Annotated in this window: 18 protein-coding genes; 12 read left to right on the top strand and 6 right to left on the bottom strand. The window is 58.4% G+C overall.

The window, feature by feature from the left end:
* Positions 1 to 3 precede the first annotated feature (3 nt).
* Positions 4 to 651 (bottom strand): 16S rRNA (guanine(966)-N(2))-methyltransferase RsmD, encoded by a 648-nt coding sequence (gene rsmD / locus LG327_RS03480; RefSeq protein WP_404369194.1) that lies wholly within the window; start codon positions 649 to 651, stop codon positions 4 to 6.
* 190 nt (positions 652 to 841) lie between these two features.
* Between rsmD and ftsY the strand changes: the two genes are divergently transcribed.
* From ftsY to LG327_RS03440, 8 genes are all read left to right on the top strand, one after another.
* Positions 842 to 1,987, top strand: coding sequence for a signal recognition particle-docking protein FtsY (gene ftsY, locus LG327_RS03475; RefSeq protein WP_404369190.1), 1,146 nt, complete (start codon positions 842 to 844; stop codon positions 1,985 to 1,987).
* A gap of 9 nt (positions 1,988 to 1,996) precedes the next feature.
* On the top strand, positions 1,997 to 2,692 hold the full coding sequence (ftsE, locus tag LG327_RS03470; protein ID WP_404365800.1) for a cell division ATP-binding protein FtsE: 696 nt from the start codon (positions 1,997 to 1,999) through the stop codon (positions 2,690 to 2,692).
* Positions 2,685 to 3,695, top strand: a complete 1,011-nt coding sequence (gene ftsX, locus LG327_RS03465) for a permease-like cell division protein FtsX (protein WP_404365797.1) — start codon at positions 2,685 to 2,687, stop codon at positions 3,693 to 3,695. The genes ftsE and ftsX overlap by 8 nt, the downstream gene beginning before the upstream one ends.
* 215 nt (positions 3,696 to 3,910) lie before the next feature.
* Positions 3,911 to 4,771, top strand: coding sequence for an RNA polymerase sigma factor RpoH (gene rpoH / locus LG327_RS03460; protein ID WP_404365794.1), 861 nt, complete (start codon positions 3,911 to 3,913; stop codon positions 4,769 to 4,771).
* An 82-nt stretch (positions 4,772 to 4,853) separates the two neighbouring features.
* A complete protein-coding gene (locus LG327_RS03455) occupies positions 4,854 to 5,783 on the top strand; it encodes an NAD(P)-dependent oxidoreductase (RefSeq protein WP_404365791.1) in 930 nt (309 codons plus the stop codon).
* Between the two features lie 3 nt (positions 5,784 to 5,786).
* Positions 5,787 to 6,584 (top strand): hydroxypyruvate isomerase, encoded by a 798-nt coding sequence (gene hyi, locus LG327_RS03450; protein WP_404365788.1) that lies wholly within the window; start codon positions 5,787 to 5,789, stop codon positions 6,582 to 6,584.
* 99 nt (positions 6,585 to 6,683) lie between these two features.
* Positions 6,684 to 7,364 carry a winged helix-turn-helix domain-containing protein gene (locus LG327_RS03445; RefSeq protein ID WP_404365785.1) on the top strand — a complete coding sequence of 227 codons (681 nt, stop codon included), beginning with the start codon at positions 6,684 to 6,686 and terminating at the stop codon, positions 7,362 to 7,364.
* The gene (locus LG327_RS03440) at positions 7,351 to 8,844 is read left to right on the top strand and encodes an ATP-binding protein (RefSeq protein WP_404365783.1); all 1,494 of its coding nucleotides are present in this window, start codon (positions 7,351 to 7,353) and stop codon (positions 8,842 to 8,844) included. Before LG327_RS03445 ends, LG327_RS03440 begins: the two co-directional genes overlap by 14 nt.
* Here LG327_RS03440 and LG327_RS03435 read toward each other — a convergent pair whose 3' ends face one another.
* On the bottom strand, positions 8,845 to 9,117 hold the full coding sequence (locus LG327_RS03435; protein WP_404365780.1) for a hypothetical protein: 273 nt from the start codon (positions 9,115 to 9,117) through the stop codon (positions 8,845 to 8,847).
* 336 nt (positions 9,118 to 9,453) lie between these two features.
* Between LG327_RS03435 and greB the strand changes: the two genes are divergently transcribed.
* Both greB and LG327_RS03425 read left to right on the top strand, forming a co-directional pair.
* On the top strand, positions 9,454 to 9,957 hold the full coding sequence (gene greB, locus LG327_RS03430) for a transcription elongation factor GreB (RefSeq protein ID WP_404365778.1): 504 nt from the start codon (positions 9,454 to 9,456) through the stop codon (positions 9,955 to 9,957).
* A 122-nt stretch (positions 9,958 to 10,079) separates the two neighbouring features.
* Positions 10,080 to 10,547, top strand: coding sequence for a hypothetical protein (locus tag LG327_RS03425; RefSeq protein ID WP_404365775.1), 468 nt, complete (start codon positions 10,080 to 10,082; stop codon positions 10,545 to 10,547).
* A 20-nt stretch (positions 10,548 to 10,567) separates the two neighbouring features.
* On the opposite strand, the gene LG327_RS03420 is transcribed toward LG327_RS03425, so the two are convergent.
* The 4 genes from LG327_RS03420 to LG327_RS03405 all read right to left on the bottom strand — a co-directional run bounded on the left by LG327_RS03420 (position 10,568) and on the right by LG327_RS03405 (position 13,809).
* Positions 10,568 to 10,885 carry a site-specific integrase gene (locus LG327_RS03420; protein WP_404365773.1) on the bottom strand — a complete coding sequence of 106 codons (318 nt, stop codon included), beginning with the start codon at positions 10,883 to 10,885 and terminating at the stop codon, positions 10,568 to 10,570.
* A 128-nt stretch (positions 10,886 to 11,013) separates the two neighbouring features.
* Complete coding sequence (locus LG327_RS03415) at positions 11,014 to 11,283, bottom strand: acyl-CoA-binding protein (protein WP_404365770.1); 270 nt, start codon at positions 11,281 to 11,283, stop codon at positions 11,014 to 11,016.
* Between the two features lie 140 nt (positions 11,284 to 11,423).
* The gene (locus tag LG327_RS03410) at positions 11,424 to 13,394 is read right to left on the bottom strand and encodes a protein kinase (protein ID WP_404365767.1); all 1,971 of its coding nucleotides are present in this window, start codon (positions 13,392 to 13,394) and stop codon (positions 11,424 to 11,426) included.
* A gap of 124 nt (positions 13,395 to 13,518) precedes the next feature.
* On the bottom strand, positions 13,519 to 13,809 hold the full coding sequence (locus LG327_RS03405) for a PAAR domain-containing protein (protein WP_404365764.1): 291 nt from the start codon (positions 13,807 to 13,809) through the stop codon (positions 13,519 to 13,521).
* 247 nt (positions 13,810 to 14,056) lie between these two features.
* Here LG327_RS03405 and tagH point away from each other — a divergent pair, with 247 nt between their 5' ends.
* Complete coding sequence (gene tagH, locus LG327_RS03400) at positions 14,057 to 15,232, top strand: type VI secretion system-associated FHA domain protein TagH (protein ID WP_404365761.1); 1,176 nt, start codon at positions 14,057 to 14,059, stop codon at positions 15,230 to 15,232.
* Positions 15,233 to 15,237: 5 nt separating this feature from the next.
* A complete protein-coding gene (gene tssJ / locus LG327_RS03395) occupies positions 15,238 to 15,705 on the top strand; it encodes a type VI secretion system lipoprotein TssJ (RefSeq protein ID WP_404365758.1) in 468 nt (155 codons plus the stop codon).
* Positions 15,706 to 15,718 lie beyond the last annotated feature (13 nt).

Genomic DNA, 15,718 nt, shown 5'->3' with positions numbered 1-15,718 from the left:
TTTTTATGCCTGAGCAGCACTCTCGTCCGGCCCTTCCGTGACACGGAAAAGGCTGTAGGTAACCTGTCCGGCCGTCTTCTGTCGGTGCAGTTTCCAGCCGGCAGGGGGCGGCGGCGGTGCCAGTTCGCTCTCCTGTTCGACGTAGACCCAGCCCCCGGGCCGGATCCATGGGTGCCGGCTCAGCAAAGGGAACAGGCGCTCCAGCCAGTTCTGGCGAAACGGCGGGTCCATGAAGACTATGTCGAAGGCAGAGGCGGGTGGCTCGGCAAGAAAATCCTCGACGGCCATGCAGGCCACCTGTCCGCGATCGCAGGAAAGAGCTTTCAGATTGTCCCGGAGGGCATCCGCCAGGGCTGGCGTATGGTCTACCAGGGTTGCGTGAGCGGCGCCCCGGGACAGGGCTTCCAGGCCAAGGGCGCCGCTGCCGGCGAACAGATCGAGGCAGCGGCTGCCAGCGAGGTGATAGTTCAGCCAGTTAAAAAGGGTCTCCCGGATTCTTGCCGGTGTCGGCCTGACTCCTCCGGCATCGGGAAACCGCACCCGGCGGCTGCGCCATTCTCCGCCAATGATGCGCAATTCACTGGTGGCTATGGAATTTACCGATGTTCTGCCGGGAGTCGGACGGCCGGACCCGGGTTTGCGCCTGACCATAGTGGCCTCGTTGCTGTGGGGTGACTGTGTGGTCTGGTTGCGGGGGCTGGAATAGCCGGCCGGAGGCTGCATATTAGCGAAAAATCCTCGCTTCCATAACCACAGACTTGGACGCTCCCGGGTCCGACGGCTAGAATGTGCGCTTCACCTCTTCACTACCCAATGCAACTCCCGGGAATAGAACACAATGATAACGGCAGAATGGATTTCGATTGGCTTTCTGGCCTTTCTCGTGCTCGTCTTTGTGGCGGAACTGGTCGGCGCTCGCCGGCGTATGCCCCGGCCGAAGCCTGTACCGCAGCGCAAACCGGCTGCCGAAAAAGGCCCCGAGCCGGTCGAGGGCCGTCCCGAGGCTGAGCCCGCCGTTGCCGAGCCTGTTGCTCCGGAAACCCTTCCGGAAGCAGCGGTGGAAGAGCCACCTGTCAGCGTTTTTCAGCGTATCCGCCAGGGGCTGGACAAAACCCGGAATAACCTGTCCTCCGGCCTGTCGGATCTGTTTTCCGCTGGCAAGGCCGTGGACGAAGATCTGCTGGAGGAGATTGAAACAACTCTCCTGATGGCAGATGTCGGAGTGACAGCCACCTCGGAAATCATTGAGTCGCTTACGGGAAAACTGGAGCGCAAACAGCTCAAAGACGGCGAGGCTCTCAGGGCTGCGCTAAAAAGCGAGCTTCACGGGATTCTTGCCGATACCGCCCGGCCCCTCGAGATAAGCCCGAAGAAGCCGTTTGTGATCCTGATGGTCGGGGTCAACGGTGTGGGCAAAACCACCACCATTGGCAAGCTGGCCCATCAGTTCAAGCGGGATGGAAAATCGGTGATGCTGGCAGCGGGAGACACCTTCCGGGCCGCTGCCGTGGAGCAGCTTCAGGCCTGGGGCGAACGTAATGGTGTTCCCGTTATTGCCCAGCATACCGGCGCTGACAGTGCGTCCGTCCTCTTCGACAGCCTGCAGGCGGCAACTGCACGGGATGTGGATGTGTTGATCGCCGATACCGCCGGCCGCCTCCAGAACAAGGATAACCTGATGGGCGAACTGGAAAAGGTGGTCCGGGTGATGAAAAAGCTGGACCCCGAAGCGCCCCATGAAGTCATGCTCGTACTGGACGCCGGTACGGGACAGAATGCCCTGAGTCAGGCCCAGGTTTTCCAGCAGGCAGTCGGAGTAACAGGGATCACCCTGACCAAGCTTGATGGCACCGCAAAGGGTGGTATTGTGTTTGCCATCGCGCGCCAGTTGAAGCTGCCCATCCGTTATATCGGGGTGGGGGAACAGGTCGATGACCTTCGCGCCTTTGATGCCGAAACCTTTGTAAATGCCCTGTTTGATGAGTAACTGCAGTCAATGATCGAATTTGAGCAGGTCAGCAAGCGTTATGACAGCGACCATACGGCCCTGAAACAGGTGAATTTTCACCTGGGACGGGGTGAGATGGCATTTCTGACCGGCCACTCAGGTGCCGGCAAGAGCACCCTGCTCAAACTGATCATGCTTATGGAGCGTCCCACGGCCGGGAAGGTGGTAATTGGCGGCCAGTTGCTCAACAGCATGCCCCGTCGCCAGGTGCCCTACATACGCAGGCATATCGGGGTGGTGTTCCAGAACCACCAGTTGCTGTTTGACCGCTCCGTTTTTGACAACGTGGCCATGCCGCTGGAGGTCGTGGGAGTGCCTGCCAGGGATATCGGTCGCCGGGTTCGGGCGGCGCTGGACAAGGTGGGGCTGCTAAGCAAGGAAAAAATGAACCCCGTCCAGCTATCGGGAGGCGAGCAGCAGCGAGTGGGAATCGCCCGGGCGGTGGTCAACAAGCCTCCGGTTCTGCTGGCGGATGAGCCCACCGGTAACCTGGATCCAAAGCTTTCTGCGGACATCATGCATCTGTTTGAACAGTTCAGTCAGGTTGGCGTGACCGTGCTCATTGCCAGCCACGACACTGCCCTGATCAGTGACATGGGGCGCCGCACCCTGACTCTGGATCAGGGACGGCTGATAACCGGCAGCGGCCGCGCGAATATTCCCGAGGAAGCTGCCCTTGTCTAACCGACGTCAATCTTCCGACAGGTCTGGATCCTCCCGCTCAGCCGTCCGGCGCGGCGCGAATCGCTCAGGGGCTCCCATTCGCCAGGCCGTTGAGAGCTATCTTTCCCATCATCGCAAAGTAGCCCGGGACAGTGGCCGCCGTCTGCTCCAGGTTCCGGTTGCGAGCCTGATGACCTGGACTGTCATGGGCGTGGCGCTGGCGCTGCCGGTTGGCCTGATGCTGTTGCTTGCGAGCCTGCAGGGTGTGAGTGCCGGCTGGGAAAGCGCTGCCCGCGTCACTCTCTATCTCGCAGATGAGGTCTCGCTGGAAGATGCCCGTGGCCTGCGCCTGGAGGTGGCCGGCAGGGAACAGGTGGCGGAAGTGGAGCTGATCGACAAAAATGCCGCTCTTGAGGAATTTCGGGCAAGCTCGGGCCTGAGTGAAGCTCTCGATTATCTGGAAGGCAATCCGCTGCCCCATACCCTTCTCGTAACCCCCGTGGAGACGTCCCGGAGTGGCGCTGCCATGCAGAAAATGTTGACAGCACTGGAAGAAACGCGGGGCGTAGCCAGAGTTCAGGTAGATCTCGGGTGGCTGCAGCGGCTCAGCGCCATTACGGATCTTCTGGGAAGGGGGGTCTGGGCACTGGCGATACTGCTGGCGGTGGCGGTCATTCTTGTCATCGGCAATACCATTCGCCTTGCAATAGAAAGCCGGCGTGATGAAATCCTGGTTGCACGACTGGTGGGCGGAACAGACGCTTTTGTCCGCCGGCCGTTCCTCTATACGGGTGTCTGGTTCGGGCTGGGAGGGGGGATTGTGGCCTTTGTCCTTCTGCAACTGACACTCTGGTGGCTGAGCGGGCCGGTGGAACGCCTGGCGGGCCTGTACCGCAGCAATTTTTCTCTTGATGGGCTGTCGCTGGAAGGCAGTTTTCTGCTGCTGCTTTCCGCCGTTGTATTTGGCTGGCTGGGCGCCTGGCTGGCCGTAAAGCGGCACCTGGATGCGATCGAGCCAGGCTGATGAATGCGGAGAATTTGCCGTGTGTGATCGCTTCCTGCGGAAACACCGTATTGTAAAACGCCGCGCACAGGGTGTAAGTTAAAAAGTAATCGACATACTTGATTAATTTATGGTGTCAGTTTTCAGAATTTAAAGTATGTCATGACATTCTGATTGATAGCGGTCTGAAACCGACCCTGTTACATTGGCAGGCCGCATTGCATGGAGGAAGACGCATGGGTACAAGCTTACAGCTAGCCGATAGACTGGTTCCTGGTGCAAACCTCGAAGCCTACATTCAGGCAGCAAGCCGCATTCCTGTGCTGACCGCTGACGAAGAGCGTGAGCTCGCCGAAAAGCTGCATTACGATGGCGATCTGGAGTCTGCACGTCAGCTGGTGTTGTCGCACCTGCGATTTGTCATTCACATTGCCCGCAGTTATTCCGGCTATGGCCTGGCCCAGGCGGACCTGATCCAGGAGGGTAATGTCGGCCTTATGAAAGCAGTCAAGCGATTCAACCCGGAATACGGCGTACGGCTCGTTTCTTTCGCGGTGCACTGGATCAAAGCAGAAATTCACGAATTCATTCTGCGCAACTGGCGTATTGTCAAAGTTGCCACCACCAAAGCCCAGCGCAAACTTTTCTTCAATCTTCGCAGTCAGAAGAAGCGTCTGGCCTGGCTCAGTCATGATGAACTGCAGGCAGTCGCCGCGGATCTGGGTGTGGACGCCAAGGTGGTGCGCCAGATGGAAGGCCGTATGGCGAGCCATGACACGGCATTTGATGGGCCGATGGATGATGACGAGGACAACGCCTACCAGGCGCCGGCCTACTATCTCCAGGACCACAACAGTGACCCTGCCCATCAGCTTGAAAGTTCTGACTGGACCGAGGATTCCAATGGCCGCCTGATGGAAGCCATGGCATGCCTTGATGAGCGGAGCCAGGACATCCTTCGTGAGCGCTGGCTGACCGACAGCAAGTCCACTCTGCATGAGCTGGCAGACAAGTACGGTGTGTCTGCAGAGCGCATCAGACAGCTTGAAAAGAATGCAATGAAGAAGATCCGTGTGCAGATGCTGGAAGCAGCCTGAGGCTGCACCAGCCAGATTCACAGGATAAACTGAACGCCACTGTCCCACCGGTCAGTGGCGTTTTTGTTTGTACGAGGCCGCAATGACACAAAAGCTCCCCCATATAGCATTCCTGGGCATTGGGCTCATGGGTGCACCCATGACACACAACCTGCTCGAAGCAGGGTTTCCCATGACTCTGTGGAACCGGACTTCTGCCAGGTGCCAGCCCTTTGCCGACCGGGCCCGCATTGCGGATACACCGGCAGAGGCCGTAGTCGACGCTGATGTAATCATTGTGATGCTGGAAAACGGCCCCGCAGTCCATCAGGTTCTGGTTAAACAGGGGGTTATTGACGCTTTTCCCACAGGTGCAGTGGTAATCGACATGAGTTCGGTCCAGCCATCTCTGGCCCGGGAGCATGCGCAGCTGGTACGGGCACGGGGTGCTGACTACCTGGATGCGCCTGTATCTGGCGGAACCACCGGCGCCGAGCAGGGCCGACTGAGCATCATGGTGGGCGGCGAGTCAGAGGTCATGGAGCGGCTGTCACCGGTCTTCCGGGCACTGGGAAAGCCAACTTATATTGGCCCGGTCGGTGCTGGCCAACTGGCCAAGCTCGCCAATCAGGCGATAGTGGGCATCACTATAGGGGCGGTGTCCGAGGCTCTGTTACTTGCGGCGCAGGGAGGTGCCGATCCGGCGGCGGTCCGGGAGGCCCTGCTGGGCGGTTTTGCCGGCAGCCGGATCCTCGAGTTGCATGGTCAGCGCATGATCGACCGGAATTTCGCTCCGGGGGCGCCAGCAAGAATACAGCTCAAGGATATGCGGATGATTCTCGACGAGGGCCGGTCAGAAAATCTGACACTCCCTCTCAGTCAACAGGTGCACAACAGCTACCTGTCCCTGCTGGCCAATGGCCACAGCGAGGTTGATCACAGCGGTCTGCTGCTGGAACTGGAGCACCTGAATGGCGTTCGGATGGGAGACGGCAAAGACCGGCCGGGCGTGAAATCTGCAGCAGGAGCCTGATTCATGCCGAGATTCGCTGCCAACCTGAGCCTGCTGTTCACGGAACTGCCGTTCGAGGAACGATTTGCCGCGGCCAGCCGTGCGGGCTTTCGCGGAGTGGAATATCTGTTCCCCTATGCCTGGCCTGCAGAATCTCTCAGAAGCCTGCTCCAGGAAAACCGTCTGACCCAGGTGCTGTTCAACCTGCCTGCTGGAGACTGGTCTGCGGGAGAGCGGGGGATCGCCTGCCTGCCAGAGCGTACCGGAGAATTCCGTGATGGCGTGACCCAGGCCATCCAGTATGCCGAAGCTCTCGGCTGTGCCAGGGTCAACTGCCTGGCGGGCCTTCGTCCTCCCACGCTGTCTTTCGACAGGGCCTGGGAGACGCTGGTGGATAATGTGAGCTGGGCCGCGGAACAGTGCCGCGGGGCGGGGGTTGATCTTCTCGTGGAGGCAATAAATTCCCGGGTGGACATGCCGGGGTTTCTGCTTGACCGCTCGGACCGGGTCATTGAGTTGATTGAGGCCGTGGATGCTTCCAACCTGGGGTTTCAGTACGATATCTACCACATGCAGATCATGGAGGGGGATCTGATAAGGACCATGGAGCGACTTCTGCCCCATATCGGCCATATCCAGTTTGCTGACAATCCCGGCCGCCATGAGCCGGGCACCGGCGAGATCAATTTTCCCCGGGTATTCCATGCCCTGGATGCCATGGGCTATGAAGGCTGGGCGAGTGCGGAGTACCATCCACTGAACAGCACCCGGTCCGGACTCAGCTGGCTCAAGCCCCAGACATCACAGGCCGACCGTCGCTGATTGCGACACCCTCTTACAGGATGGTAACTGGCCGGCGCCGCTTGTTCCCCTTACTCTGGGCTGCACGCAAGGACAATCCGTCAATCGGGAGGCAGGCCGGTGAAAGCACTGGTAATTGAAGACGATCACGAGGTGGCAACCTACCTTGTCAAAGGGCTCAGGGAGTCGGATTTTGTGGTGGATCACGCCGCCGACGGCAAGGATGGTCTGATGCTTGCTGCGAGTGAGGACTACGACATCATGATTGTCGACCGGATGCTGCCGGGAATGGATGGCCTGTCCATCATCAAGACGGTCCGTGCCACCGGTAATCAGGTGCCAGTGCTGATTCTCAGTGCCCTGGGTGATGTGGACGACCGGGTGGCAGGACTTCGCGGCGGCGGGGATGATTACCTGACCAAGCCCTTCTCCTTTACCGAGCTGCTGGCACGCATAGAGTCGTTGCTGCGACGCAATCGTCAGGCGTCAGAGACGGAAACAGTGCTCAGGGTTGCGGATCTTGAGATGGATCTTCTTGCCCGCACCGTAAAGCGTTCCGGCAAAAATATTGACGTGCAGCCCCGGGAATTCCGGCTGCTGGAGTTCCTGATGCGAAACGCCGGCCAGGTGGTCACCCGGACCATGCTGCTGGAGAAGGTGTGGGACTATCATTTTGATCCCCAGACCAACGTCATTGATGTGCACATAAGCCGCCTGCGAGCGAAAATCGACAAGGAATTCGAAACACCGCTTCTGCAGACGGTTCGTGGTGCCGGGTATATGCTGCGTGAAAATCCTTAGTCAGCTCAAGACATCGACTTTCCAGCTGGCCCTGCTCTACATGGTGGTGTTTGCCACGTCGGTGTTCCTGTTACTGGCTTTCATATACTGGCGCACAGCCGGCTTCATGACGGCCCAGACCGATGAAACCATTGAAGCAGAGATTGCCGGCCTGGCGGAGCAGTACCGGGGGCGGGGCGTTAACGGTCTGATTACCATCATCCGGGAGCGGGTAGCCCGTGATCCGAACGCAAAATCCATCTACCTGTTTACCACTGACGACTACCTGAAACTTGCCGGTAACCTGGCGAACTGGCCGGAAGAGGCTCAGTCCCAGGATGGCTGGATCAACTTTACGCTCGATGAGAGCGTGGGCTGGACAGGACCCCGGCGTCAGGCCCGGGCGAGAATTTTCGAAGTCCAGGGCGGGCTGCGCCTGCTGGTGGGTCGTGACGTGGAAGATCTGACGACACTCAAGCGCCTGATTGAAACCGCCATCAACTGGGGCATGGGTATCACCCTTGCACTGGCGCTGCTGGGAGGGTTCATGATGAGCAGAAGCACCACCCGGCGCATAGAAATCATCAATAATACCTCCCGAAAGATCATGAACGGCCACCTGTCACTGCGTATTCCCACCCGCGGCACCCAGGATGACTTCGACCAATTGGCCGAAAACCTGAACCAGATGCTCGACCGGATCGTGTACCTCATGGAGGGCATCCGCCATGTCTCGGACAGCATTGCCCATGACCTGAGAACGCCTCTCACCCGACTCCGCAACCAGCTCGAAAACACCCTGATGTCGGTCGACAATGAGGAGGCGAGGGAGCAGGCAGGTCGTGCTGTAACAGAGGCGGATCAGCTGCTTGCCACCTTCAATGCGCTGCTTCGGATCGCCCGGCTTGAAACCCGCGGCAGCACGGCCGACATGAAGCCGGTATCCCTCGGACTGCTGGTGAGCGATGCCTGCGAGCTATACGAAGCTGTGGCAGAGGACAAGAACCAGTCTTTTCAGCAGGACCTCGACGAACAGGTGCTGATTGAAGGAGACCGGGATCTTCTGTTCCAGATGGTGAGCAACCTGATCGACAATGCCATCAAGTACACACCGGAGCACGGGGATATTGGAGTGACTGTGCGCATGGAAGGGGAAGACGAAGCCGTGCTGGAAGTCAGTGACAGCGGAATTGGCATTCCCGCGGACGAAAAAGACCAGGTATTCCAGCGTTTCTACCGTGTGGGAAAGAGCCGATCTCTGCCTGGCAATGGCCTGGGGCTCAGCCTGGTCAGTGCGGTGGCTGAAATCCACAAAGGTGAGATTGTCCTGAGTGATCGCTATCCTGACAGGGAAGAGCCGGGGCTCACTGTTTCCATCAGAATGCCGGCTTACCGCCCGGAAAGACGGAGAATCCGCGCGGTGAGCGCCCCGGCACCGGCGGAGGGTGATGACCGCCGAAGCGGGTCACCCACCGCCGGAGAGGTGGCTTCCCGATCGTAATCAGAGGGCCGGGCTTCTCAGCTTTCGGATTGGAGAAACCAGGCGATCCACCCGCCCTTCAACCGAGCTCACCAGGCTGTCCAGCTGGGCTCTGCGCCGGTCAAAGCGTGCCTGAATGCTGTCCCATTCGCCTTCCAGATGGTGCTGTTCTGCCATCACGAGGGCTGCCAGGTTATGCCGGTTGACCTTGCTGGTGATCCCAAGCTGGTCGAGCTGGAAGCCCAGATGGTCCAGACCCGTCAGCGCCGTATCAAGCAGTGTTTTGGTGTTCATCCTGGATACCTTTGCAAGTCATTGGTTGTTTGAGTGAAATCTTCACTGATGCATGAAAATGATACACTGGTAGATAGTCTGGCCAAAATCATGGACTCTATATCTAGAGTGGACAACCTAATCCGATGCGGATCTCAGGGCGTGGGCAGTTCTGAATAAAACGTAACTCCGGAGCCACGCCCCGGTAACTCAAGGGCGTGGAGAATAGTCACTGAAGACAGGTAGCAGGGCCTGAAAGGGCCTTGCTTCTTTCTCCAGCACAGCGCTAGCCTTAACCCCGTTCTACGGGGTTTTTTTATGGCCGCATCTCCAGAATTCAGTGACGGGAGCAACAGCATGGCGGAATCTTCTTCCCGTCCCGGAGGGCGGGCTCATTACATTACACCTGAGGGTGAAAGCCAGCTTCGGGAGGAACTGAACTGGCTCTGGAAAACAAAACGTCCGGAAGTCACCCAATCGGTCCGGGAAGCGGCCGCGCAGGGTGATCGCTCCGAAAATGCCGAATATATCTATGGCAAGAAACAGCTTCGCGAAATTGACCGGCGGGTACGCTTTCTCACCAAACGGCTGGAGCAGCTCACCGTGGTGGACCGCCACCCGGATGACCAGAGCAGGGTCTATTTTGGCGCATGGGTCACCGTGGAGGACGAGGCCGGCGGATCAAACTGCTGGCGGCTGGTGGGGCCGGACGAATTTGACTTGGGTCGGGGTCTTCTCAGCATTGATTCGCCAATGGCCCGGGCGCTGCTTGGCAAGCGTCTTGATGATGAGGTGGAGGTTCGAACGCCGGAGGGCCGGACTTCGGTCGTCATCACCGCTATCCGTTATGGCCCCTTGTGACCAGTGCATCGCGTCACAAATCTGGCGAACAGTTCAAACTTCAGCTTGAATTGAATATAAACTGTCCGGAATTTGACGTGACACCGAAGGCGGGTGGTTTTCGGTACTAACAGGTGGCGGTTATGGATATTTCAGGGAAGAGCGCAGGATACGGAATGCTGGCAGCCATGGTCGTGCTGTTTTGCCCGGGTGTGGTCATTGCTCAGGAAGCATCAGGGGCGGAAGAAGGCGAGGATCAATTTGCCTACGAGGACCGCTCTACGGTGGACAGCATCCCTTTTCTCAGAATGGAAGAGGATTCGCTTTCCCGGACGGCCATCGAAGGAGGCCTGGAGGCTCCCGCGGCTGGCGTTCCGGTGCGGGCAGCCACCGCCACGGTGAGAAGGGAGAAGGAAGAATTTTTTCTGGATCCGCTGACTATTCAACCGAGGGACGGCCGGACCGATCTCGGGCGCAATGAAATTCCGTTCCAGATACAGTTCAGCAATCCGAAATCGGTCCCCGGTTCGACTTTCGGAACTGACTACCGCATCCAGTTGCCCTCAAACCGGACTTACGAAACCTTCAATGCCAATGTCCAGGAGCGCTGACAGGCGTTCCCGACAGTCCCTCAGGCAGTGTGGGTAAGAAGAGCGGGATCCCGGTCCTTGCCAAGCACATCCTGGTAGAAGAACTGCAGTGCCTGGCGAGCCTGGTTGAGCCTTGCGCGGGATACCCGGATGCGGTCGCTGAGATAGGCCAGGAACATCAGCTGATCACTGTTTTCGAGGGCGTCCGGGCTCTTGAGGCCATGAAAAAGAACAAACCGGGTAATCCAGTGCAGGTAGGTCTGTTCGGTACGCTGGTTGAGCTGTTGCTTCTGTATGGCCAGGGTTACACGGTCAACAAGGCCGGCCTGACTCTGCTCAAGTGCTTCGGTGATGCTCATAATATGGGTGCCGCTCTGGTCGTGCGAATGCGTCTGTTGTTCTTATAATGCGCGCATCTTATGACAATCTGTTGAACCCGGCAAAGCATTAATGCTCTGCCGGGAGCCAGCCCCGCCAAACTACGGATTCACTGGGATTTTTTCATTTCTTCGAGGCGGTCGATGTATTTCTGCATCGCTTCTTCCTGGGACATACCCTTGTTTTTTGCCCATGCGTCATATTTTGCGCGGGCCACAAAGTCCATCATTCCCGGGCGCTTGCCGCTGACATCTCCTTCCGTCGCCTGCTTGTAGAGGCCGTAGAATTCAAGCTTGAGTTCGTTGGACGGCTTGAAGTCCCCTTCCGCATTCTGGATATAGTTTACTGCTTCATCAAAACGGCTTTTCAGGTCACTCATGACTGGATCCTTCTGGGGTTCCCTGGTTAGGTTTTCTTGCAATAGCAATCGCAGCCAGAGTATATCGGGGCCCGAGTGCAGCGTCATTGACCGATCGTTCCTTCTCCGCAGCCCCGGCATCCTCCGCTCGCAGGTTCTGTTCAGGAGTTTCCGGCACTGCGAATCAGGGAGGTGGCACGCTTGAGCAGTGGCTGGGCCTGGGCTGTCCGGTTCTGTTTCAGGAGAGAATCCGCTCTGGCAAGATAGGCGTCAGCAAGGGCCTCCCGAAGACTGCTGAACGGCTTGTAGTCAGAAGGAATCTGGCCCTGGTAGCGAACCATATCCTGATATACGCCATTGAGCTCCCGACTGTTTTTTGCGTTTTCTATCGTGTCGCGCCATTGCTGGAAGCGGCCTCCGTAAAGCTGCTCCGCCGCTGTTACTGGAAACAGCGCCTGCTGCCCGGCCAGAACGGCGGCCTGATACTGTCCGAGCGCCTTGATGGCGGATTCGAGGTTCCGGGCCTCGGTCAGGCTTGCGTTCAGTGCCGGAGTCTTCGCAAGAAACTGGTCTGCCATTTCCAGCAACTGGGCCAGAGTGGCTCCATCGTCACTGGCAAGGGCACTGGCCAGGCGCTGCTGGTAAAGGTTGCCGGCCTTTTCTGACAGCTCAAGGGGCTGGCCGCTGAGGAACATGTAATCCATCGCCAGCTCTCTGAGATCCCCCCAGGCCGCTGGCTCCTGATAGTCCCCCTGGTCCAGGCGCGCCCTGAGTTCATTCGACAGGGCAGACTCCAGAGAGAGCTTGCGCTGATTCAGTTGATCATGCCGGTGCATCAACTGTTCGTCCCGTGGATAGAGGCTTCGCGCTTCACTCAGTACTTCCAGGGCGGCGGGAACATTAGGCAGATTCGGCCGTCCTTCCGACTTCAGGGCGTCATCAATGCGAGACTCAAAGAACCGCAGGAGCCGGTCTTCCTGCAGTTTGAGAAGGCCAGCCCTTTCCATCGGCTCAAGGTTATCGAGGGCTTCAACGAGCTCCGCCGGGGGCTGCTCCCCCAGTGTCATGACCATTTCGGAGCGCTGCTCATGAGCCGTCAGCCTGGCTTCTGCCGCTTCGCTACGTTCTGTGCCGAGGTGCCAGAAGGCAGTGGCCATGAGCGTGCTGGCTGCAATGCCGGCGGGATAGAGGTAGCGCCCCCAGAAAACGGGTTCCAGCGCCCCCTGGAAGGCTGCCAGGTCAACGGGCGTAGCGTCCTCCTTAAGCAGCTTCCGCACGACACGCCACAGGCCATGGGGCATGTTTCCGGGTCTGTTGACCCTGAAGGCAACTTTTTCTTCGGGGGTCAGCTTCCGTCGATCGAATGGATGCCGGGAAGATAGCAGTTCATAGCTGATGCAGGCCAGCGCGTAGAGGTCGTCAGGAACCGTTGGCTCTCCACCATCGATAAGTGAGGGGGTCGCGTAGGCAGGGGTGTAACCGTAAATCGTGGTTTCGTCTTCGCTGCGAGGATTCAGGAAATCCACGTGCTGGTGGGGTTTGAGCGCCTGGGCGACGCCAAAGTCCAGCAGCTTGACCTCGCCATCCCGGGTGAAAAAGATATTGGATGGCTTCAGGTCTGCATGCACTATGCCCTTGCGGTGAGACGCGGCCAGAGCTGAGGCAACCTGCTCAAGAACGGCTTTGCCTCCTTTCCATTTGAGGCCCTGGGGCTTGGCCCTCTGAATGATTCTGGAGAGGGGTTCGCCATCGAGAAGTTCCATGATCATGAACCAGGTGTCGCCATCATGGCCCAGATCGTGAACACGGATAATATTGGGGTGGGACAGCCTCTTGGATTTTGCGGCTTCCCGGCCGAGCAGATTGAGAGCGCCGGCATCCTGGGTCAATTCGCTGCGCAGGATTTTAAGGGCAACGAAACAGTCTTTTGTCCCAGCCTGCTCAAGATGCAGGTCGACAGCCCGGTAGACGTCGCTCATGCCACCGGATGCGATCAGGGATTCAATCCGGTATCTCTGGCTGAGGACCAGACCAAGGCGCCTGTGTCTGCCGGGTGGCGTGGCCGCGCCTTCGGGTTGCGGGCTCTCCGCCGCGGGCGCGCGATCCGATGTCGCTTTCCTGTTACCTTCCATGGTGGTGGCTCCTCATCCGTTAGGAAGCATTCCGTTACTGCGACGGACAGGTCCGGTCCCGAACCTTTTTCAGCGCGGCGATCATAGCGGACTGCTCAAAAGCTGTCCATTTCGAATTCCGGCTTCAGCCGCCGACGAGCACGGTGGGATTTCCCGCCACAATTTTGCCACCGTGGGCGGTGCCGTCTCCGAGTCTGGCGATCGGTTTGCCATTGGCTGTCACCGTGGCTGAACCCGCGACGACGGTATCCGGTGGCCCCACGCAGACCAGTTTGTCGCCGACGCAGCATACTGGCAGCCCGCCGACCGTCACATTGGGGGAGGTTGCAAGCACCGGGCCACCAACATGGGGCACCTTGCCGGTTTTGGCAGGACAGGCGTGATAGGAGCCGAGTACAGCGGCGGGTTTGCCCATAGAACATATCCTTGTCGCAGGAGCAGATGAGGCCGATATACTATGAAGTTGACCTTCCGCGGTCAACGCACAAATCTGAAAATTGCGCGTTGACAAGCCCCTGTCAAGTACATATTCTGCCGCTGCCTGATTCAGGCTCTATTGCAGTAAAGATCGCTCGGACGCGATTTTGGAGTGCCATTGCCCCGGAAACAAATTTTCCCTGGAGGCCGGTACGAAGGAAACAGGTCAAAGGAAGGACACGGCCATGGAACTGGAGCTTGCCATTACAAGCTACCAACGGCTTTCGCCCACGGTTACATCAAGCCGGACTTTCAATTCTTCCCGCCAGTACAGCCTCGGTCGCTCCAGGGAATGTGACTGGTGTCTACCAGATCCGGACAGGGTCATTTCTTCCCGTCACGCCGATGTTTTCTTTGATGGTCAGCAGTTCGTCATCCGTGATACTTCCACCAATGGCGTTTTTATCAATGGTGCGAAAGACCCGCTTGGAAAAGGCGTTGAGGAAACACTCAGGGACGGTGACTGCCTGAGGTTCGGAGACTACGAGTTCCGGCTCCGGGCGGTTGTGCCCGCGGCTCCGGTGCGGCCTGTGGCAACTGACCTGAATTCAGGTCAGTTGGGCATCAGCGAAACTCCCCATGGCAGGCCCACCGTGCCACAGAGCATGCCTTCGTCGTCCCCCGGAGTGGGTGACCTCCCGGTCACGGAAAGCATGGGGGGCAACCCGATGCTGGCATCCGGGCTTGTTGATCAGGCCCTCAGCGACAGCCATGTCGACATCCCGGATATTGCCATTCCCACCGTGTGGAAGTGGGGGGAGGCCGATGGCAGGCCGGAGGATGAGCCCTTGTCAACGGCTCCAGCGGGTAGCTCACTGCAAGCGGCGCTGTTCAATGGGCTGGGAATGCCACAGCTGGCTGACCAGCTGGCTTCACCGGATCAGATGCACGCTCTGGGTGACCTTACCCGCATTCTTCTCGACCGTCTTCTGGAACTTCTTCATGCCCGCGCAGAGCAGAAGCAGAAGCTTCGGGTCCAGCAGACCCTGTTCCAGCGGACGGAAAACAACCCGCTGAAATTCTCCGCCACGGCACAGGATGCCATCGAGGCTCTGCTGGTTCGGCGTCACGGTTCGTTTCTTGGCCCCCAGGACGCCGTGGTTTCCGCCTTTTCCGACATCATGAGTCATGAGCGGGCTCTTATGGTGGGGGTTGAACGGGTCATCAGTGAGATCCTTCAGGAGCCCGGGGATTCCCCGTCAGGTCGAATGCCTCTCCTGAGGAAAGCCAGAATGTATGACAGCTGGCGCAGGAATCGCGCCCAGCAGCGGGAAGAATTCGGGGATGGTGCCCGTATGCTTCGCAGTGATCTATTTATTGAGGCCTATGAATCGGCCATCCGTGAAGGCGAACAGGAGTAACAGGGATGAGATCCAGCTGGATGCGCGTGGCGCTGCTCGGGATGGTAGTAATGCTGCTGGGAGGCTGCGCGGTAGCGAATGTCGTTGTCGATCCCTGGACGAGGCTTCATTTCAAGCCGACAAATATGATAAATCCTGATATCGGCGGGCGGGCATCACCCCTTGTGGTCAGGGTGTACGAGCTCTCTTCATGGTATGGCTTTCACAACACCGATTTCTTCAACCTCTATGACAATGGTGAGAGCGTCCTTGGAGACGAGCTGATCTCGACAGATGAAATCGTGATTCGCCCGGGTGAAGACCACGAATATTCCCTGACCCTCGATCCCGCTACCCGCTACGTCGGCATTGTGGCCGCCTTCCGCGATATCCAGAACGCCCGCTGGCGGCTGATATCGGAAGTCGAGCCCAGAGGCTATGAAACAATTACCGTCGCAATCGACAGGCTCACCCTGGAACAGTCAGGGAACTGAACACTGGAGTTTT

This window comes from Marinobacter sp. (genome assembly GCF_044799475.1).
Lineage (GTDB): Bacteria > Pseudomonadota > Gammaproteobacteria > Pseudomonadales > Oleiphilaceae > Marinobacter.
Note: the sequence above shows the minus strand (reverse complement) of the source record. Positions and strands in the feature narration are given on the sequence as shown.

Excerpts from the sequence above, each read along its gene's own strand:
- rsmD (WP_404369194.1), bottom strand. The coding sequence starts at position 651 with ATGGTCAGGCGCAAACCCGGGTCCGGCCGTCCGACTCCCGGCAGAACA.
- ftsE (WP_404365800.1), top strand. The coding sequence starts at position 1,997 with ATGATCGAATTTGAGCAGGTCAGCAAGCGTTATGACAGCGACCATACG.
- rpoH (WP_404365794.1), top strand. The coding sequence starts at position 3,911 with ATGGGTACAAGCTTACAGCTAGCCGATAGACTGGTTCCTGGTGCAAAC.
- LG327_RS03455 (WP_404365791.1), top strand. The coding sequence starts at position 4,854 with ATGACACAAAAGCTCCCCCATATAGCATTCCTGGGCATTGGGCTCATG.
- hyi (WP_404365788.1), top strand. The coding sequence starts at position 5,787 with ATGCCGAGATTCGCTGCCAACCTGAGCCTGCTGTTCACGGAACTGCCG.
- LG327_RS03435 (WP_404365780.1), bottom strand. The coding sequence starts at position 9,117 with ATGAACACCAAAACACTGCTTGATACGGCGCTGACGGGTCTGGACCAT.
- greB (WP_404365778.1), top strand. The coding sequence starts at position 9,454 with ATGGCGGAATCTTCTTCCCGTCCCGGAGGGCGGGCTCATTACATTACA.
- LG327_RS03425 (WP_404365775.1), top strand. The coding sequence starts at position 10,080 with ATGGATATTTCAGGGAAGAGCGCAGGATACGGAATGCTGGCAGCCATG.
- LG327_RS03420 (WP_404365773.1), bottom strand. The coding sequence starts at position 10,885 with ATGAGCATCACCGAAGCACTTGAGCAGAGTCAGGCCGGCCTTGTTGAC.
- LG327_RS03415 (WP_404365770.1), bottom strand. The coding sequence starts at position 11,283 with ATGAGTGACCTGAAAAGCCGTTTTGATGAAGCAGTAAACTATATCCAG.
- LG327_RS03410 (WP_404365767.1), bottom strand. The coding sequence starts at position 13,394 with ATGGAAGGTAACAGGAAAGCGACATCGGATCGCGCGCCCGCGGCGGAG.
- LG327_RS03405 (WP_404365764.1), bottom strand. The coding sequence starts at position 13,809 with ATGGGCAAACCCGCCGCTGTACTCGGCTCCTATCACGCCTGTCCTGCC.
- tagH (WP_404365761.1), top strand. The coding sequence starts at position 14,057 with ATGGAACTGGAGCTTGCCATTACAAGCTACCAACGGCTTTCGCCCACG.
- tssJ (WP_404365758.1), top strand. The coding sequence starts at position 15,238 with ATGAGATCCAGCTGGATGCGCGTGGCGCTGCTCGGGATGGTAGTAATG.